Below are 21006 nucleotides of genomic sequence, written 5' to 3' on the forward strand. Positions count from 1 at the left end.
CTGATGTTAAAACTATCATCCCTTTCTCTTTCTATAAAGTGAGACTTTAATCAGTGGGGGTTTTGTTCACCCCACTGATTATCAGCCCAAAAATAGTGGGATAAATCAATCAAAAAAAGGCAGCAAATGCAATAATTAATAGTAACGTTCCGCTGATCAATGTTCCAAATTGCCCTAAAGTAAATTTCCCAATACGAACGTGAGCTATCTTTCTCCCTAATGCAACTCCGCCCCAAACTGTTATGAAACTACCAATTGCCGCAGTAACACATATTGCTATCGGATTCAAACCGAATAAACCAGCACCTAATCCGTTCGTTAATGCATTAGCAGACAGACCAATGCCAAGAAAGATAGATTCTACAAATCCGATTCCTCCAGATTCACCTATATTTTTCGTTAAACCATTTATTTCCGTAGATGCTACTTCACCTTCCGCTCCTTCAACTACCACCTTACGCGGAATTGCTAATAATACAATTCGAAGACCAATGACAACTAATAAGAAAGAACCAATGACTACTGGCATAATCCCAGGCAAAATTTTTGAAAGCCATAATCCAAAATAAATCCCGGCCACACTAAACAAAAAGCAAATAACCGAAATGATAAGATTAGAAAAATGGCTAATTCGTATGTTGCGAATCCCATAAGAAATTCCTACCCCTAAGTTATCGATACTTGATGAAAACGTTAATGCTAATATCATCATCCATGCCGCCATTTAATTCTTTCACCCCTTAATGATTTTATAATTCTGAACATTCCGAAAATCAATGCGACATACATAGTATGGAATATGAATAAGGGAGTTAAAAGCTCCCTATATTCTTTCCATTTCGTACTCCACCCTTAAAAGCGAGGAAGAGTGAACCATTTCATAATATTCATACGGTTTTCTTTTCCTTTTTCACGAACCGAGTGAAAAATCTCACCAGTGAATGAACCCATTTTCGTAGCAATTTCTTTTTGCATCGCTTTATTTTCCGATGCTGCTTTTATACTTAAATCTAATGCCTGCTCAAAGTGCTCTAACGCTTTTTCCAAATGGTGATCTACATCTTTTTCTACAGCTTTTTCTACAGCTTTATGCATCATGTTTAATCTCCTCCACTTCATCTTGCGCTTGTTCAGCTGCCGCTTCTATCACTTCTTGTTCATCAGTAATGTCATCTTCCACATAAGAAAGTTCTTTCTCAAATTGCTTTTGCATTCTATCCATTTTCGCTTCCACAATAATATCTTCTACTTCCTCTTTAATTGTTTCAAAAGTAGACTTCACACCCCTTGCCCCCGATTCAACAAGCGGACGAAGTGTATTTCTTACGACAGGTAATAAAGCGGCACTTGCTAGCGCTAAAGTAGATCCAATAACAACTTTTCGTATCATTTTCATTGCTCCTTTACACTGTTTTTAATAATGCAGATTCAGAAACTACTGGTTTTACTAAATCAGTATTCTTATATGAAACTAAATTAATAATAGGTTTCGCGATTTGAGACACTGTGCCCGCCACGAGAAGAACAGGTATCCATTGTGTGAGCGTTAACGGAACAGTATGGAATATACGAGCTAACGGAGGTACATATATAGCTGATAATAATACAAGCCAAGACGTTCCTAACGCTGTAATAAAGAACCGGTCTTTTGACCAATCGCGAACTGTTTCTTCTGATCCCTCTTGTCTCCAAGAGAAAGTTTGAATGAGCTGCCCGGCAACTAAAGCTGCAAATGCTGATGTTTGTGCTACTGGAAGAGGTACTCCAACCGCTAAACTAATACCAAATACAGCGAGCGAACCTACCCCAAGCAGTACTCCTCTTGTAATAACTTTTTTGTACAAATCTTTATCAACAATATCTTGACGTTTCGTTTGCTTCGTTTTGTTTCCAGGGTTTACAGCTAAAATCATCGCTGGTAAAGCATCGGTAATAAGATTCATTAATAAAATTTGAATTGGCACTAACGGAATCGGCATTCCCGCTATAACAGCAGCACTAGTCACTAACACTTCCGCTAAATTCCCCGTCAATAAACAACCAACTGCTTTACGAATATTTCCGATGATCGTTCTACCTTCTTTTACCCCTTCAACAATTGAACCGAAATGATCCTTTTTCAAAATCAAATCAGCGGCTTCTTTCGTAACTTCTGTTCCGGTTTGCCCCATCGCAATACCGATATTCGCCTTTTTTATAGCCGGTGTATCATTTACACCATCTCCAGTCATCGCGACGATTTGACCGTCGGATTGGAAGGCCGTTACAATTCGTAATTTGTGAGCCGGAGTCACACGAGCAAAAACAGATGTACTTTTCACAACTTCTTTTAATTCCTCATCTGTCATGTTATCAATTTCTAATCCCGTTAAAACACGATCTTCACGATTCCAAATTCCAGTTTGTTTCGCAATAGAAATCGCCGTAGTCGGATGATCTCCCGTAATCATTACTGGCTTCACACCTAACTCAATCGCTTCACGAATACTCTCTTCCACTTCAGGTTTTGGCGGATCGATCATACCGACTAATCCGACAAAAGTAAGATCATCACTTTCGCCATTGCTGTACGCAAAACCTAATACTCGTAATGCCTGTTTTGCAAACTCTTCATTTTGTTGTAAAATAACTTCTTTTTGCTTATCACATAACGGATATATTTGACCGTTATCTTGATACCATTTACAACGAGTAAGAATTGCCTCTACAGAACCTTTCGAGAACTTATATAACCCTTCAGCGTTACTCTCTTTACAAACAACACTCATAATTTTTGTCTCTGAATCAAAGGGTTCTTCATGATGGCGTTCAAATGACGCCATATCTTCATGTAATGCACCCGCTTTAGAAGCTAAACTTAATAAAGCTCCCTCAGTCGGATCACCTTTCACAATCCATAGGTCATCTTCCTGCTCTAATTTACTATTGTTACAAAGGACACCAATTTGAAGAATACGAGATAAATCCGGATTTTCTAGTGGCATACTTTCCGTTTCATAATAAGTAGCCTCTTCTATATCCGTATCTACAGCAGCAGCAACTTTAGATGAAGTTACATCAGCAATCGCCCCTACTGGTTCATACCCATCACCCGTTACACTCCATAAACGATTCGGCGTAGCAATTACTTTAACCGTCATTTCATTTTTCGTAAGGGTTCCCGTTTTATCAGAACAAATTACCGTCGTTCTACCGAGCGTTTCTAAGCTCGAAAGCTTTCGAACGAGTGCATTTTGCTTTTGCATACGGAATATACCCGCACTTAAAGCAATTGTGATCATAATTGGCAACCCTTCTGGAACAGCAGAGGCAGTAAGAGCAACCGACGTCGTGATCATTTGCGTAATTGGCAGTCCCCTTAGTAGCCCCGCCATAAGTACAAGACCACCAGCTACAAATGCTCCTTTAATAAATGTTTTACTAATAGATGTCACCTTTTGCTGCAATGGCGTAGGCTCTGTTTCCTCCCCTTTCATTAAGGAAATCATATAGCCCATCTCTGTACGCATACCTGTTTCTACTACAATCGCTACCGCTTTACCGCGTGTTACAGACGTCCCCATAAAGAGCATATTGTTTCGTTCTGCTAACGAACATTCTTCTAGCATAGCGTCCGCTTTCTTTTCAACTGGAAGTGACTCTCCCGTTAACATCGCTTCGTTAATTTCTAAGTTCCAAGAGTTAACAACGCGAAGATCAGCAGGTACGCGGTCTCCCGCTTCCAGGCAGACAATATCCCCAGGAACGAGTTCACTACTTGATATTTCTATTTCTGCTTCTTCTCGTATTACTTTACAAACAGGAGCTCGGAATTGATTTAAAGCCTCAACTACCTTTTCCGCCTTCCGCTCTTGAAGCGTCCCAATTATTGCATTTACAACGAGAATTGTCCCCATCGCTAATCCATCGAACCAACCACCAGATATAACAGATAATCCGGCTGCTCCGAGTAAAATAAGCGATGTAAATTCTTTAAATTGACCCATAAACGATACAATCCAAGGAACTGACGGTTTCGGTTCAATTTGGTTCATTCCGTATTCTTCTTTTCGCATATTCACTTGTGCATCACTTAATCCATATTGCTTCTCAACTTGTAATCTATTCATCACTTTTTCTTGATTAAATGTATACCATGGAATTTGATCTTGTTTAGCAGGAATCACTTTTGGCTGAGAAGAATCCATTTTCGACAATTCTCCATAGGAAAATATCTTCTCACTCATTCTTTTCGCCCTAGATAAGAACGTTAACGATAAAGCATTTGCAAATAAGGCGATTACAGGTGCTGTGAATATAGACCAAACTGCTAACATCTCCCCTACCACATTCCACACTTTCGCTGCGCGGAAATGCTCATTCACCAACATGTTGATTCGGCTTGCATACGCTGTAGATTGTGAGATATTTTTTATTTCTTCAAATGATATAGACGGAAAATCTGTATTTTGATCAGTTGCAAATAATACCTCTTCTCCACTTGAGCGAAGCAATTCCACCCGTTTGGCCGCATCCCCCTGCTGCCAGCTATCATCCACACCATAATGAGAAAGAATGTTACGATTTACATGTAAACTATTTTGCAAAACGCCTATATTCCACTTATTTTCACGTAATCCATTCACTACTTCTGTGAATTCTGGAATAATAGTAACCTTCGATCCAACTAATAGACCGAGGCATTTTTTATTTTTAGCGACGAACTGCACTTGAAAACCTTCTTTTTCAAGTCTCTTTACTTCCAGCTCATACGCACTTATATCTACACCATTTCGCTCGGCAAAATCTTTACTTCCGAAAAAGGAAGTTATCCCTTGGATTTCACCTTTTATCCCTTCATTCTCTATTTGAACTTCAAACGCTCTTCTTAACGTTCTTCCAGTTTGCGCAGCCCATTGCATGACTTCTTCTTTCCATACATGCTCACTTTTCTCAATAAGAGAAGCGGCTGTGCACCAAACTTGCCCTTCATTTTCATCTTGTGAAATACAACTCATCCCCTCTGCTGAGGACTGGAATATACGAGATGTATCATCCAATACTATCGTTTTTGTTCGAGACAATTGTGATAACGACCCACCACTTGGAATGACATATCCTCTTTCTCTTGCAACGAGGTCACCTTGTCGCCACGCATATTCTGCCGATGAGACGGCCGGTTTCGGATTAGCTGCTAATAAAACTGCCATTCCGCGTAAAGGATTTCTAGTGAAAGCCCAAGTTGCTCCACCAAAAATCATTCCCCATTTTGATTGTTTTTCACTATACGCTTTAATCTCTGGAGAAAGGAGATTTTCTTTATACGCTTCATTTTCTTCGTTTATGTTTGCTTGACTACGCTTCCAGTTTAAGTAATTTAATAGACTAAGACCGGCAAGCACGACAATATTCTCCCGTGCAAGCGCAAGTGCAAGTGTTCCTACACCAAGCACAAGATCAGAATTCACCTTTTTGCTAGCAACCATTTTTTTGAATCCTCGCTTCAGGAACGGATAACCCGTCACAACAGATAAAGCTCCAGATACATAAAAAAGACCAGGACTTCTAGCTAAGGCAGATCTACCCATAAATAATTGTTTTATGCCGAAAGCACCTAACCCAACAACCGAAAGTGCTAACGGTAACGGCACACCTTCATCCTTTTTGCTATGAACAGTGTCATTATTACGAGAAACTACACTAGATGAATAATCTATTAATTCCTTCTTTTCTTCACTGCTATTTGTACTAGTTTTCTTTCGCTTGGTCACTTGTTCTTCTATAAGTTGAATTATTTTGCAAATGTTATGTAGAGAGGTCTTGTTGATATCGTAAGTAATAAGGGCTCTCCCTGTAGAAATTGAGGGACTTACTTGATAAATACCTTCCGCTTGACTAAATCGGTCTAATATCAAGTTCGCCATGTTCTTGTTGTGTTTTAACTTATAAATTTCAATTCGAATTCTTCCAGGTAACGATCGTATAAATCTCGTTTTTAATGATTTACTTTGCATTCCCATCCTCCTTATCGTCTTGAAGGAAGTAAAAAGCTGTATTACTCATGTAGTACTTAAGGAGTGACAGGCAGATTTTCATAATCTATATTTTGCTCAGAATGATACGCATTTACACGAGAAACCCATTTTTCCTGGAATTTAGAAATTGTATTTGGAACAGCTTCGACCGCTCCTATAATTGGTGATACTGTTTTCACAGCTACTTTACGTGCCGCTTCTTTCACTTTCGGCAAAGCCTCTTCCATTTCCGAACCCGTACTTTGAATTTGTTCTTTCGCACCAAGAAAGGCTGATACTGTTTTTACTGCAAGCTTTCGCAATCCCTTTCTCGCTTTTGGTGATGCCAATATAACCGCAGCTACCCCAACCGCTATACCGATTGGAGATTTCATAAATCGAAACATATTCATTTCTCCTCACTTAAATTTATTTCGAATCCTTGAATGAAACAACTCATATACAATTAAGTAACCTTGTAAATCATTTAATCACATCCTTATTTTGTAAAAAGTATATAAAGAGTATATATTTTTGTTTGTATTATTTCAACAATTTATTAGTTTTTTGTAAATTTTATGTTAATTCAGAAAACAACTTTGTAAATACTCCTATTTCTATGTAGTGGTATAAGTAATATATTCCATATTCTTTTCTTACTCAATTGTTGAGGTTTTGTTGAGAATTCATTTTGTATTTTTACAAATTACAAACTAGGACATGCACTTTTACGAAACAATTTTTATATACTATAAAAAACGCTATAAGGAGTGATTTTCATGAGCTTATCCTACTGGAAATACGCTATACTCAATCACATTACTGCAAATTTCCGTACCTTCTTATTCAATATCACTGTCGCTATTTTAGGTGAAATCGCACTCTTCCTTGTCTTAAGCTTTATTCCGAAACGATTTCATAAATTTTTTGCATAAAAAAGCCTGAGTTCCTATCAATGTAGAACTCAGGCTGCTTAACTCTATTAAATAAAAGGGGTCTTGTTATAATTATCGCTTCTGCTTTATATCGGGATTGATACATATTAATTATTCAAACCCGTACATACCCCACTTATTATTATCGTGAATATATGAACGTTTCGACACAACATATCGATTTACCAACAAATTCCGATATGACTGAAAAGCACAATACCTTACGAATCACCGTACTTCCTTTTATTTGCGCTTAGTATAATAAGAAACGCAATCGCTATTACAGCTAAAAAGCGAACCGGATTAAACGGCGTTCCAACCGTTTCATTTAATCGGTGATAAATGAAGGGGATCATCTCAAGTACCATTAATCCCATAGCGATTTGAAACGTTTCCGCCATCGCTTTATTTTTTATAAATGCAGCGCGCTCATCACCTTGTTTTCCGATTGCTATAAACATTTTTACAATAGCAAACACTACAAATAAAAAGACACATAAAGCAATAATAAAAATAGCAACATTCATGAAATATACCTCTTGTATGTAAAACTTGTTTGACAAGAGTATAACATCTTTTACATATCATGTAAAACATATTTTACATAAAAAGACGACCAAGAATTGGCCGTCTTTTCCTATTTATTTCGGAGCATTCCCTACATACTGTGTTATATCAACATTTAACGCCCCAGCTAAACGCATACCGTACTCTTGATCTGCACGGAAGAAGTTACAAACAGCTAGCAATTTCGTGCGCTCATTTACGTCCTTTAAGTCATTTGTTAAGTTTGCAATTAAGTTGTCTTGCTCTTCTTTAGAGAATGAACGGTAACGCTCACCCGCTTGTTTGAAGTCATTTGGTTTCTCGATTTTTTCACGAGATACATAGCCTTCTACTTTCATAGTTGAATCACGGTAAGTTGGGTCTTCAACTGGATTTTCAGTATGGCGACTCGGTTCGTAGTTTATTGTAGATGGGTTTTGATCGATTTGCATCGCACCATCACGTTGTTGGTTACGAACAGCTGCGTATGGACAGTTTACAGGAATTTGTAAGTAGTTTGCACCAAGACGATAACGCTGTGTATCTGGGTAAGAGAATAAACGACCTTGTAATAATTTATCTTCAGATGGTTCAATACCATTTACAGTTGCACTTGGAGAGAACGCCACTTGTTCTACTTCTGCAAAGAAGTTTTTCGGGTTTCGATTTAACGTCATTGTCCCCACTTCAATTAATGGGAAGCGATCTTCTGGCCATACTTTCGTTGGATCTAGTGGATCAAAGTCTAAAGAATCCGTTTCATCTAGTTGCATGACTTGTACGTGTAAATCCCATTTCGGGTAGTTCCCTTTTTCAATTGCATCGAATAAGTCACGAGTTGCATGGTTGAAGTCTTTCCCTTGTACCTCTTGCACTTCCTTCGCACTTAAGTTACGTACATCTTGCTGTGGCTTCCAGTGGTATTTAATGTAAACAATTTTACCTTCTGCATTAATCCATTTAAATGAATGGACGCCGAAACCTTCCATTTCACGATAACTCGCTGGTGTACCATAATCAGAAAATACCCATGTCATCATATGTGTTGATTCTGGAGTTAATGTCATGAAATCCCAGTAACGATCTGGTGTTTGAACATTTGTATCAGGTGCTGGTTTTAAAGAATGCACCATGTCTGGGAATTTAATTGCATCACGAATGAAGAAAACTGGTAAATGGTTACCTACGATATCGTAGTTCCCTTCTTCTGTATAAAATTTAACAGCGAATCCTCGTGGATCACGCGCTGTTTCTGGAGAACCTTGACCATGAATAACCGTTGAGAAACGAACGAATACAGGTGTTTCAGTTCCTTCATTTTGTAAAAACGCTGCTTTCGTATATTGCTTCATGCTGTTTTTCGTTACGAATACACCGTGAGCACCTGCACCACGTGCATGCACAACGCGCTCTGGAATACGTTCACGATCAAAGTGAGCCAGTTTTTCTACTAAATGATAGTCTTCTAACAATACCGGTCCACGGCGACCAGCTGTACGAGAATTTTGGTTATCTCCAACTGGAGCACCTTGGTTTGTTGTTAAGCGATTATTTGGATTCGTCATGGGGGGATCCTCCTCTTTCTCTCATAGTAATTATTATTTATTTAAAATTATTATAAACTAATTATTATTCAAAACTAAATCCTTGTCAACTATTTCCTTCATTTTTTTGGAAACAATTTCAGCTAAGCAATCAATAAATACAGATTGTGAATTAGGCATATTTGGTCTAAAATATGCGGCATTTAATTCATCAGTTACAACTTTACATTCATAATCGTTGTCATATAAAACTTCTAAATGCTCTGCCACAAAGCCAACTGGACAATATACGAAAGACTCATAACCATGTTCTTCATATAAATCTCTCGTTAAATCTTGCACATCTGGCCCAATCCATGGATCTGGTGTATTTCCAGCGCTTTGCCAACCCGTTGTATAATGCTTTATACCGGCTTCTGCCGCAATTAAATCCGCTGTCCGCTGTAATTGCTCTACGTAAGGGTCTCCCTCAGCAATAATTTTCTCCGGTAAACTATGTGCAGAGAAAATAACAATTGCCTTCTCTTTATCTACAATGTTAGTAAACGTTTCTTCAATTTGATTTGCCCAATAAGAAATAAACTTCGGTTCATCGTACCATTGCTCAATCGGTTCAATAACAGGCCCACCTATTTCTTTTGATAGGCGAATTGCACGGTCATTATACGCTTGAATACTAAATGTAGAATAGTGCGGTGCTAATACGATACTAATCGCCTGCTCAATTCCATCTTTCTTCATCTCTTCTACTGCATCTTCAATAAACGGAGTAATATGTTTTAAACCTAAGTAACAAACAAATTCATACTCTGTATACATTTTATTCAATGAATCTGTTAATTTATGCGCCTGCTCTTTCGTTATTTTTGCAAGTGGTGAAATTCCGCCAATCGCTTTATAGCGCCCGATTAAATCTTGAAGCGCTTCTTCAGACGGCTTACGCCCGTGACGGATATGTGTATAATACGCCTCTACATCATCTAATGATTCTGGCGTTCCATACGCCATTACGAGTAAACCTATTTTTTTCTTTTTCATCTATATAACACCTCAACTTCGCAAATGAGAATCTTTTTCAAGAACATTTGTTTCCAATTATAACAAGTAATAATAAGTACGTCAAAATAATTATTCTAAATAAGTACTATTTCTAATATGATTTCGAATTTTATATGACAATTCATTTAATATTATTTGTCATATTTTTGTATTCTTCTTAATTACTGTGGAACTTCACAACACCTTAAAAAAATCTCAATATTCTGGTTATAATTCCTCAAAATTTGTACTTTACTATTTATCTTAGAAAAGAAAACAGAATTCCGTCGAATTCTAATTAAAGAAGCATATAAGGAGGATTTAAAATGACACAACCTTTTATAAAAAAAGCAGCATTGATTTCTACACTTTCCATGAGTACGATCCTATCCACGACACTTCCATTTAACGTTTTAGCTGCACCCACCCCAGCAATACAAATGCAACAAGAAAAACTCACTGACGAGGTTATGAAACTTTCGTTCGAGGAAAATCTAAATGATAGTTCCGCGTCCAATCACATCATTTCGTATAAAAATGGTAATCCTTTATTTACAGATGGACGCATAAATAAGGCTCTCAAGTTTAAAGCAATATCACAAAAAACCGCTTCTTATATCGACTTAGGAGACACTTCGCAATTAAAATTTGGAGAAAGTACAGATTTCACAGTAGCCTTTTGGGTAAAATCTTCCGGGGTAAATGCTGATCCAGCTATCATTTCAAATAAAGATTGGAATAGCAGCGGAAACTTAGGGTGGTTTATTGGGTTAAAGGACAAGGCCCTCCTTTGGAATTTCAAAACTTCTGGTAGCTCTCGCATAGATGCCTCTATTCCAAATATCGCTGATAATGTTTGGCATCACATTACGATTTCTCATGACCGCGATGGATATGCAACTATTTATAAAGACGGAAAGCTAGAACAACAAATTGATATTAGTAAAATGAAAGGTACAATCGATACAAATTACACAACAAAAATTGGAGTTGATGGCAAAGGAACTTTATTTGGAAACAACTTTGACGCAACACTAGATGAAGTATCTATTCTAAGAAAAGCAGTAACAGCTGCAGATGTTCAAAAGATGTATCAATCCGCTCCACCAATTGCTGTTACTGACATCTCCATTGATCAACCAACCCTTCATTTAAATATTGATGGTTACACCTATTTACAATCCAATATCCAACCTTCCGATGCAACAAATAAAAAAGTTACTTGGACAAGTAGTGATAAAAGCATCGCAGACATTGAAGCGACAGATGAAAGAGTCAAAGTAATTGGAAAAGGCATTGGGAAAACGACAATTCAAGCCATTTCTGAAGATGGAAAAAAAGCCGCTACTGCAGAACTAACTGTTGGAAATTCTTTAGATATAACACGTGATGGTTTACTTAAACAAGACGATTTAAACTTTATAAAACAATACACCGGATCAGATATAAATAGTCAAAACTGGGATGAAATTAAGCATGCGGATTTAAATGAAGATGGAAAAATTGACGAAAAGGACATGCTTCCTCTTCAAGAGCGGCTAAAACAATCTACAAACTACCCATACAAACATGTCTTTATTATCGGGTTAGATGGAGCCGGTATCGCTGTTAAAGATGCTACTGCCCCTAATATTAAAAATTTTATCGCTAACGGTGCCAGCACTTATAATGCGCAAGCTCTTTCACCAACGATTAGCGCTCAAAACTGGAGTGGCATCATACATGGTGTAACACCTGATAAAACCAAACTTGATAATACAGTCGCAGGGTCAGTAGCATTCCCTGAAAACTCACCTTATCCATCCTTTATGAAAGTACTAAAACAAGAACGACCATACGCAAAAATAGCCTCATTCGCTGGATGGAGTCCGATTAATAAAGGGATTATCGAACAATCTGTAGGCGCTCACTTAGAGTCTGTCCCGGATGACCAATTAGCACCAAAAATCTCAAATTACATTAAAACCGAAGGAAAAGATACTGCGATCACATTCATTCATTTTGACGATATTGATGGTGCTGGTCATTCTAAAGGCTACGGTAGCCCCGCATATATGCAACAAATTGAAAAAACAGATAAAAATGTAGGGGTTGTATTAGATGCAATTCGTGACGCTGGTTTATTAGAAGATAGCCTCATTATTATGACAACGGACCACGGAGGAAAAGGATATGGACATGGCGGAGAATCTCCTGAAGAAAAGACAATTTTTTGGGCGGCAAACGGCCCTGGAATTCTAGCAAAATCCTCTATTACAACTTCTATGACGAATATGGATACAGCGGCAGTTGTAGCACAAGCACTGCGCTCGAATAAACCTATGACTTGGGACGCAAAAACACCTGAGAAATTACTTGAAACGTTCCCTACTAACCTTACACTTAATCAATCCGAACACTCTTTAAAAGAAAGAGAAACCTTTGAACTTGTTGCGAAGATTACCCCAAACGTTACAAATAAAAAGTTAATTTGGAAAAGCGATAATCCAAATGTAGCAACAATACAAGCAACGGATGAAAAAGCAAGTATCCATGCTGTACAAACTGGTACTACAACTATCACTGCAACAACTGCTACTGGCGAATATGTAGCAACATGTAAAGTAACTGTCGAACCAAATCACGTGCCCGTTACAGGTATCAAAGTAGACGAACGATCTTTTGAGCTAAATCAAGGAGATGAAAAACTTGTATCTGCCTCCGTTCTTCCTGAAAATGCAACAAATCAAAAGACAGTTTGGAAAAGTAGTGACACAAACATCATTGCCCTGGAAATCCAAAATGATACAACTCATGTGAAAGCTTTAAAACCCGGACGTGTTGTCTTAACCGCAACAACAGATGATGGAAAATACAATAGATATGTTTATATTCAAGTGAAATAGAAAAAAAGGCGGCTTACACAACATGCAAGCCGCCTCTTACTATTCCTTAATATTCACCCCATACTCTTTAAACCAAACATGAATTTGCGCTAAATGAGCTAAAAGCTGAGGCCCAGTCATTAATTGACCAAACGCCATTTAACTACAATAAAATAAAAGAGCACAGCGTGTATATAAAGTGCGACCAACACTCTATATACCGTCCGCCTACCCTGACTAGGCAAACACTTGCTGTACTCTTACGGACTATTTTACAGTACGTAAGAGCTCCTAGCAACAGTTTGCTTACAATTGGCATTCTGTTGCTTTTTTGTTTCTCAAAAGGAGACAAGATTTATAATGGAAAAGAAAAAAAGTATTACAATTATCGCAGGTAATGAAACATACGAAAACCTATCAACATTCGAAACTATTGATAAATTAAACGATACTGTTCGAGCATACAAAGAGAAATTTGCGGATCAGTTAAATAAAAACCAATTAGCTGTATTAAATCATTTACACAACTATTCTGCTAAATATTTCGGTGTCTCTTTTAAATCAAAAAAGAAGATTGCTGAAGTACTTCATATTAGCCGTAGAACGGTTATTCGTGCATGCCAACACCTAGAGTCCCTTGGTATTATTAAACAGCTAGAAATGAAGCGGAAGAGCGACATGAAACAAACAAGTAATGTTATTGTTATTCAACCAAACATTGTGGAAGAACAGGTTGTCACACCTAAACCAGCTACAGATGATGATTTTTGTCACACCAATAAAACAACTACTATTTCTTTAAAACAAAATATAAAAGATATAAACAAACGTAAAGAAGACGACATTCAATCTCTTAAACATGATTCAGATTTTATCGATTATCGTGTACCACAATCCATGCGTATGAAATTAGCAACTGCATTCGATTCAAAAGTTATTAATAAGTCTTTCAAAAATGCCGTAAACATTGCAAAGAAGGCTGCAAAAAAATGTAGTTTACTAGCGGATAAAGATGTATTCCACAACATTCTTGCGAATGCATCTGTTGTTTTGCGTAAAAATACGCATGAATTTGAGCATAACGGGACTCTGATGAAAAATCCGATTGGATACTTTACAAGAACGTTTAAAAGCATGGTCTATGATTACATTGATAGCTTTAGAGAAATTCATATTATTGCTAAACGTAAAGAAAATGCATACACTGGCCCTCTAGCTATTTTTAAGCAAATGATTGAAGGATAAGTCTGCATGTTTGATCGGTATTGAAAATAACTTGATGGACAAGCATTTCTTTGACTATGCATGTATGCATAGAAAATAACTATTCCAGATTTCACTCATAAAACTACCGCATGATACTCGCTAATGAAATTGTTATCCTATCTCTAGAGAGAAGAAAACAACCTAAGAGCCTGTTTATAGTCTTATAAATATGTTAGGATGTATGCAAAAACAGGAGATGAGTGTATGTCTTATCCAAGTGATATCAGCCGTGAAAAATTCGAGATCATTCGTGAGGAACTAGAAACGTTTAGCAAACGCACAAGTCCGCGAAAGTATGACCTTTATGATGTGTTCAATGCACTACTCTATGTTCTGAGTACAGGCTGCCAGTGGCGTGCTTTACCAAAAGATTATCCCAAATGGCAAAATGTTTACCGCTACTATGCAAAATGGAGTAAATCCAATGCCGAAGGTAGTAGTCTATTAGAGACCTTATTAAAAAAATTGTTGGGCAAATAAGGGAAGCAGTGAATCGCCCCAAAAGCTCTAGCTTTAATATTGTCGATGCCCAAAGTGTTAAGAATGCAGATACGGCTGAACAAAAAGGTTATGATGGTGGTAAGAAAGTTTCTGGTATTAAACGACATATCAGTGTAGATATTCTTGGATTTCCCCATGCAATCCATGTTACCACTGCCAATGTCACAGATCGAAAAGGCGCACTCGAAATGTACGAGCAATATCCTGAATTGAAAGAAACCATAGAAGCCATCCTCACGGATGGTGGGTACACAGGAGAAAAGTTTCAAAAAGAAATTCAAAAGCTATTGAATGCTGAAGTACAAGTTGCCAAGCGGTCCGAATTGCATCAATTTCAAGTGATCCCTAAAAGATGGATCGTAGAGCGCTCATTTGCTTGGTTAGAAAAATACAGACGATTGTTCAAAAATGTAGAGAGAAAACTAGAAACAAGTAAACAAATGGTTGTCCTAGGATTTCTCGCTATTTTAATAAAAAGATAAGACTATAAACAGGCTCTTAGATATTATTTCATTATGGCCAACGTATGATCCAACACACTATGCAGTCCCTACAAAGTCACAATTTACACGAACCGTGCATAGCACTGCTTTTGGCCGTCCGACTGATCATACTTTGGCGCAGGTAGAGTCTAATGTAATTGCTAGTCCACGTTTATTTACATGGTTACGTGAGATGAATATTTATACAGCTCCCTACATTGACTTGGGTTGGACTATATTTCGTGGCATCAGAACACATTATCAGTACACGCTCAACAACAATATAATAACAGGAGAACTGCAAGGTACACACGGGGAGGGGGCTCCGACGAACATTACGATTCCCTCGCCGCAAAATAATGACGATATTCGGCGGATTTGGACCGCCCAGCATGTTTTCGGTCCTATCCCTCCAGCAAGGATGAATGTCTGTGATTTTCAGTTTGAGTTTGCGAAATCAAATCCTCAAACTGCAACTACAATCACCTCAGCATATAGACATTGGTCAGAAACAGTATTACCTTATATATATAAGTTGAATTAAAAGGTTACAGCTACTGTTTGTCGAAATATAATAAGTAACATATATTGACAAATGGAGCGGAGCAAAATGACACATGTACACCAAAACGAAAAAGAAAGCCTACTTGTAGCAATGAAAACGACTAAAACGAAACGAATGTATGAACGTTATCAAACGATCTATTTCTATGTACAAGGCTTTTCTATAAAAGAAATAATGAACATGATTGGTCGTTCTGAAAAAACAATCTATAATTATGTGAATGCTTACAAAGAAAAAGGATTGCATGGCTTACTCATGGGACAATCAACAGGAGCACCACGTAAATTAGCCCCTGAACAAGAACAGGAGTTAGTTCAAGTGATTGCATCTCATCTACCCGTTGATGTTGGATTTCCAGCTAAACATAATTGGACTTTATCCATTATCGCTTCTTTCATTAAAAGAGAATGGAACGTAAGTTACACACTTCGCGGGGTGTCTCGACTTTTACATGATTTAGGGCTTAGTTACACAAAACCGACGTATACATTAGCGAAAGCAGACCCGGTGAAACAACAAGAGTTTAGGGAAGTTACCTTCCCCGCCTATAAAAAAAAACTTTTAAACGAGGAGATTGACCATCTTCTGTTTCAAGATGAGTCCATGATCCGCGATTACCAAGCACTGCAGCATACATGGTTTTTAAAAGGAAAACAACGCAGTATTCCTACTTATGGGAAACACCAAGGTGTTAAACTTATTGGTACACTTAATTATGAAACCGGTGAGTTAGTTTGTGTAGAAGAGGAGCGGTATGATGCCGAAGCATTTCTTCGTTTTCTTCAGCATGTACTTGAACTGTATCCCAACGGGAAAATAGCTCTTATTCTAGATAATGCGCGTATTCATCATGCGAAGCTCATCCAACCACTTTTAAGGAAACACTGTCATCGCTTAGAATTAGTGTTTTTACCTCCCTACAGTCCCGATTTAAATTTAATTGAAGGGGTATGGAAATGGCTCAAATCAGACATCATTCATAATGTTTTTTATTCATCGATTTATGAAATTCAAAAAAATGTACAGGCTTTTATTCAGGAATTAAATCGCACACCTGAAAAAGTGATCGATCGATTATGCATTCGATTGTAATCTTTTAATTCAACTTATATAGATCAAAACTCTAATCTATATAGTCATCGATTTTCACATATGGGGACTGGAATCGGATTCGGTTTACAGAATTCTGGTCTAGCCCCCATATATTACAGCTACGGCTGGACCCATGTAAGCGCAGATCACAACAATTTGATAGACACTCAAAAGATTACCCAAATTCCAGCGGTGAAGGGATATATGTTGACTGGCGACGCCGATGTCATAAAGGGACCTGGCAGTACAGGCGGAGATCTAGTACAGTTGCGCTCTGGTGGCCTCGTACGTATAAAAGTAACACTACCTACTAATGGACCAGCCTATCGTATGCGGATTCGTTATGCTAATAACTCTCCTGCTTCACTGGGCGTAGATTGTCACTTCCCCGGAAATACACTCGAATCAGATCAATATGATATTCCAGCTACGTATACAGGTGGGAATTTAACATACAATGCTTTTGCATACCAAGATACTCTACTCCTACCTGCGACAACGAATGAAAGGGTAGCTGAGATATATGTATCTAGTAGTTTCAACTCTAGTAATAATAAGATTATCATCGACAAAATCGAATTCATTCCGATGTAATAATTTCCAGAAAAAAACCAAAATACTAATCTTACCGTGTTTGTATCTGACAAGATTGATTCGATAAGCATATATATATAACAATGAAAAAAAAGCCAATTCCCTTGACTTACAGGAAATTGGCTTTTGCATATAAAAACTCATTAGATGTATAAATTCGCTTATTTCAACGGGATTGTAAATAACTTAATGGACAAGTTCTACTTCGATAAAGAATTTATGGCCAGATAAAAAACACCCAGCTTAATGAACTAGGCTTTTCGATTTTTAAAACATTTAATATCAGTTCGAAACTAGATCGGTTCCAATCATTCCTATGATATTTTTCCGTCGCATTTACCGAAATAACACATGTACGTACACTATTCTCCCCTGCTCCTAAACTGTCTTTCAGGTTAGGCACCTAAAAATAGGCTTACTTTTTGGGCATACGTCCAGATCAATCCTATTTCTCCCCACATATATTATGATTGTGCAGGGCTAATTAACCATTTTTATCATGAATAAAAAGGAGCGATTCTATTGGCTTACTTACCTGAAAGATACGATGATGATATATACAGCGTCTATGATTCTGATTTTTTTTATGAACCTCGATATTTCCCTTATCCCCCTTGGCGCCCTTATCCTTTTCGCCGTCGCCGCCATCGTAGATGGAGACGTTATTAACTAAGCGACAGATTTTACAAAAATGATTACTAACCTAGCCATTACAGTTCACAACACTCCCTTATCAATTAGGTGAGGGAGTGTTCATATTGGAAACTGCGATAAAAAAAGAGAATGAAGTATGCAAATGTTATGTAACGCGTACTCAAAAATTTTTTCCATCATTTTTACGGTACATACACCCAATTCTTCCTCCACACATAGGATGCATTGTAAACCAAAGGAGGAATGAAAAAATGAAAAATGAACACAATCATTGTGGATGTGACAACAGACCGTTCGAGAATGAAAATTATCAAGATTTCAATGCAGGTTATTATGAGAATGGCATTCTACACTTTTTAAGAAGATTAAGTCCCGGCACGTGTATTGTGATACAATATGACTGTCAACCACCAACAACAGGAACGTTTCAAGGATTCCAAAATGGGCTTGTGATTTTATCTGATTTTGACTGTTTCCCAGGACTTGCGCATCTTGTGGTTGATAAAATTAATGTCATTACACTTGGAGCGCTTCCATGTGACATTCCAAGAGAATGCGAGCGCTATTAATTGTAAGAAACATCCATAGAAGAAATCTTTATCTCTGCACATAAGAATTGTTTCAATATTTATATCATACAAAGAAGACTCCCTATTATGTTACTGAGGGAGCCTTCTATTTATCGGATTATTCGCAATCCATTCGAATGAATTCAATGCTTTCCAACATAAATGTTCCAGATGTTTCTCCAATTTCAATGCAGACACGATTCGTTTCTGGGAAGATTTCAACCGTTTTCGTTACATAACCAGAAAGGTCAAGAGTATTTTGTTCTACCATCGGATATTCATTTGTACTGTAAGAACATCCACAGCCCATTCCCTGATGATTGATCATGTTCGTGCTGTTAGGATATGCACCCGTTTCATACTGATTTGGTGGATAGTTATTCATCATATGTTCGCTCGAATATGCATGTTTGCTGCATCCACAACCGCAATCCGACCCTTGATTCATTGACATATTAGTATTACCAGGATATCCATTCATTTCGTAATCGTTGGATAGGTCATTCATAGTGTTGTTGCCTGAATATGCATTTTCTCCATAATTTTCTGATGGATAGTTCATCATACTATTTTCATCACCATATGGATTCATTCCAAAACTTTCTGATGGGTAATTCATATTATTACCAGGATATGCATTTGTTTCATAATTTTCTGGCGGATAGTTCATCATATTTTGATTACTTGCATATCCACTTGTACCATAGGCTTCTGGTGTCGCCATATTGCGCTTATGATAACGTTCACGCATATTAGAACGAACATTCGACCTTGTCGCACCTGTTTCTTCTTCACCCACTGTAAACTTCAATGTTTCTGTATTTTCTTCCGTACCATCGCTGATTGTCACATACCCTTCTCCTGAACCTTCTTTTCTTGCCGTTACACGTAAGAGATAGCTATGTTCTGGCTTCACACACACATATTGCGAAAGGTTTGCACTCCAATCTGAAATCACTAGCACAGATGCGTTTCCGATCTGTTGTACAGCCGTACCATCTGAGGCATTCCAATTCCACAATCCTTCAGTAAACTCACCATTGACCAGTACATTTCGCTGATTATATAATCCTCTTGCCATTGCAACTGTTTCGGAAAATTGTTGGAAGATATTATAAGCATATGCTTCTCCTGGTACTGCTGATAAAACGCCCTGTAAAAATTGATTATATACATATGGAATTTTTTGTATCAATTTTTCCGCACGCAAAATATTTTGTAATGTGATAGCTGATTGCAAACGATTTTGATTTGAATCTGTGAATAACGTTTGAATTGCATTTCTTGCTGTTTGCACAGCCCTTTCAATCTTCATTCGTTTCTCTGCCCATTTTTTCTTCCATTTTGGCTCGCGTTTTTGCATACGTGTTAATGCATTTCCTGTTAATGGCCCAGCCTCTACTACTTCTATATTATCCAATGTCGCCATACCATCTGTCGTCCCAATCTTAAAGCCAACCCAAATGCCCAGATTTCGCTCCATATCGAGCTCACCTATATCAATATAGAACTTAAATTCATGTGGATTTTGACACATCATACCCGTACTTTGGACCATCATCCCCGCTGCAGTCTGATACCCATTCTCGCATGGATTACACCACATGTCTTGTGGCATCGTATTACTTGGCATAACAGGATATGGAGTTGGTTGTGATACAGGTTCTCCTGTACATGGATTGGTTGATATGATATCACTTGGTACATTCATTCTTTTGTGCACTTCTTTATCATATCTTGCAACAAGAATTTCTAAATCTTTACTACTTCCTACAAACCCTCGTACCATATAGCGGGTATATGGTTTTAATTTTGCTTCCTCTATCTTTTGATACACATACGCTGGAAATATTTTATCACTTAATATAGGATTATTTGCACTCGGCAGATTTAGATAATGACCTTTAAAAATGGGATTATCCGCTACCGTGTATACATGAGGGCTTATGTGCCATCCATCTACACCAGCCCAATCCGATGATTCAAAATCACCATAGTTTAATAGATTACGTTCTCGACTCAAACGTTTCGCTAATTTTACTTGATCTAGCAAACACATTTTTTCTTTTGGATGGATCCAATCCGACAAACACTCTACTAACTTAGCCACCTGATCTACTTGGTAATCGGTGACTTTCAATTGTAGCGTAGTAGAATTCGAAAACAAGGCATGAACTGCCTCTCGCGCTTTTGTCACATTTTGATTCATTGAATATCCTCCCGCTATATGAGTGTTACGTCAAGAAAGTAGGCGTAACTACTCAGTCGTTTATTTTAGATTATGTTAAGATATTAAACAGAATTTATATATTCAATTAATGTACAGAACCCATTCATAAACAAGGAGTTCACTGCCTTCCGTG

Annotated in this window: 17 protein-coding genes and 1 pseudogene; 8 read left to right on the top strand and 10 right to left on the bottom strand. The window is 37.6% G+C overall.

From position 1 onward, the window contains the following. Positions 1 to 109: 109 nt before the first annotated feature. From ytaF to ACP6L7_RS06845, 5 genes are all read right to left on the bottom strand, one after another. A complete protein-coding gene (gene ytaF / locus ACP6L7_RS06825) occupies positions 110 to 724 on the bottom strand; it encodes a sporulation membrane protein YtaF (RefSeq protein WP_097830015.1) in 615 nt (204 codons plus the stop codon). Between the two features lie 128 nt (positions 725 to 852). Next, positions 853 to 1098 (bottom strand): hypothetical protein, encoded by a 246-nt coding sequence (locus ACP6L7_RS06830; RefSeq protein WP_097830014.1) that lies wholly within the window; start codon positions 1096 to 1098, stop codon positions 853 to 855. Beyond that, positions 1088 to 1390, bottom strand: a complete 303-nt coding sequence (locus ACP6L7_RS06835; RefSeq protein ID WP_002170806.1) for a hypothetical protein — start codon at positions 1388 to 1390, stop codon at positions 1088 to 1090. Before ACP6L7_RS06835 ends, ACP6L7_RS06830 begins: the two co-directional genes overlap by 11 nt. Positions 1391 to 1403: 13 nt before the next feature. Next, positions 1404 to 5993, bottom strand: a complete 4590-nt coding sequence (locus ACP6L7_RS06840; RefSeq protein WP_097830013.1) for a cation-translocating P-type ATPase — start codon at positions 5991 to 5993, stop codon at positions 1404 to 1406. Positions 5994 to 6049: 56 nt separating this feature from the next. Beyond that, positions 6050 to 6400, bottom strand: a complete 351-nt coding sequence (locus ACP6L7_RS06845) for a YtxH domain-containing protein (RefSeq protein WP_097830012.1) — start codon at positions 6398 to 6400, stop codon at positions 6050 to 6052. A gap of 372 nt (positions 6401 to 6772) precedes the next feature. Between ACP6L7_RS06845 and ACP6L7_RS06850 the strand changes: the two genes are divergently transcribed. Further along, positions 6773 to 6928, top strand: coding sequence for a hypothetical protein (locus ACP6L7_RS06850; RefSeq protein ID WP_170961004.1), 156 nt, complete (start codon positions 6773 to 6775; stop codon positions 6926 to 6928). A 221-nt stretch (positions 6929 to 7149) separates the two neighbouring features. Here ACP6L7_RS06850 and ACP6L7_RS06855 read toward each other — a convergent pair whose 3' ends face one another. The 3 genes from ACP6L7_RS06855 to hemH all read right to left on the bottom strand — a co-directional run bounded on the left by ACP6L7_RS06855 (position 7150) and on the right by hemH (position 10056). Beyond that, positions 7150 to 7455: a hypothetical protein gene (locus tag ACP6L7_RS06855; RefSeq protein WP_097830011.1), complete on the bottom strand. Its 306-nt coding sequence runs from the start codon at positions 7453 to 7455 to the stop codon at positions 7150 to 7152. A 114-nt stretch (positions 7456 to 7569) separates the two neighbouring features. Beyond that, positions 7570 to 9039, bottom strand: a complete 1470-nt coding sequence (gene katB, locus ACP6L7_RS06860) for a catalase KatB (protein ID WP_097830010.1) — start codon at positions 9037 to 9039, stop codon at positions 7570 to 7572. A 57-nt stretch (positions 9040 to 9096) separates the two neighbouring features. After that, positions 9097 to 10056, bottom strand: coding sequence for a ferrochelatase (gene hemH / locus ACP6L7_RS06865; protein WP_097830009.1), 960 nt, complete (start codon positions 10054 to 10056; stop codon positions 9097 to 9099). Between the two features lie 326 nt (positions 10057 to 10382). Here hemH and ACP6L7_RS06870 point away from each other — a divergent pair, with 326 nt between their 5' ends. After that, positions 10383 to 12941 (top strand): Ig-like domain-containing protein, encoded by a 2559-nt coding sequence (locus ACP6L7_RS06870; protein ID WP_097830008.1) that lies wholly within the window; start codon positions 10383 to 10385, stop codon positions 12939 to 12941. Positions 12942 to 12980: 39 nt separating this feature from the next. Here ACP6L7_RS06870 and ACP6L7_RS06875 read toward each other — a convergent pair. Beyond that, positions 12981 to 13073: pseudogene (locus ACP6L7_RS06875) on the bottom strand (aspartate--ammonia ligase); the annotation flags it as partial. A gap of 207 nt (positions 13074 to 13280) precedes the next feature. On the opposite strand from ACP6L7_RS06875, the gene ACP6L7_RS06880 reads away from it, so the two are divergent. From ACP6L7_RS06880 to ACP6L7_RS06905, 6 genes are all read left to right on the top strand, one after another. Continuing rightward, entirely contained in the window at positions 13281 to 14165 is an 885-nt protein-coding gene (locus ACP6L7_RS06880) for a helix-turn-helix domain-containing protein (RefSeq protein WP_430528972.1), read from the top strand. Between the two features lie 225 nt (positions 14166 to 14390). After that, positions 14391 to 15169, top strand: a protein-coding gene (locus ACP6L7_RS06885) for an IS5 family transposase (RefSeq protein ID WP_430528891.1) whose coding sequence is annotated in 2 segments (ribosomal slippage) — positions 14391 to 14652 and positions 14652 to 15169 — 780 coding nt in all. Because the reading frame shifts where the segments join, the coding sequence is not laid out codon by codon here. 25 nt (positions 15170 to 15194) lie between these two features. Further along, on the top strand, positions 15195 to 15713 hold the full coding sequence (locus ACP6L7_RS06890) for an insecticidal delta-endotoxin (RefSeq protein WP_430528985.1): 519 nt from the start codon (positions 15195 to 15197) through the stop codon (positions 15711 to 15713). 66 nt (positions 15714 to 15779) lie between these two features. Beyond that, entirely contained in the window at positions 15780 to 16826 is a 1047-nt protein-coding gene (locus ACP6L7_RS06895) for an IS630 family transposase (protein WP_430528973.1), read from the top strand. 60 nt (positions 16827 to 16886) lie between these two features. After that, the gene (locus tag ACP6L7_RS06900; protein WP_430528974.1) at positions 16887 to 17420 is read left to right on the top strand and encodes a delta endotoxin C-terminal domain-containing protein; all 534 of its coding nucleotides are present in this window, start codon (positions 16887 to 16889) and stop codon (positions 17418 to 17420) included. Between the two features lie 905 nt (positions 17421 to 18325). After that, a complete protein-coding gene (locus ACP6L7_RS06905) occupies positions 18326 to 18643 on the top strand; it encodes a hypothetical protein (protein WP_430528975.1) in 318 nt (105 codons plus the stop codon). Positions 18644 to 18761: 118 nt separating this feature from the next. On the opposite strand, the gene ACP6L7_RS06910 is transcribed toward ACP6L7_RS06905, so the two are convergent. Beyond that, complete coding sequence (locus ACP6L7_RS06910; protein WP_430528976.1) at positions 18762 to 20852, bottom strand: hypothetical protein; 2091 nt, start codon at positions 20850 to 20852, stop codon at positions 18762 to 18764. Positions 20853 to 21006: the final 154 nt, after the last annotated feature.

This window comes from Bacillus silvicola, assembly GCF_050524305.1.
Taxonomy (GTDB): Bacteria; Bacillota; Bacilli; order Bacillales; family Bacillaceae_G; genus Bacillus_A; species Bacillus_A cereus_AT.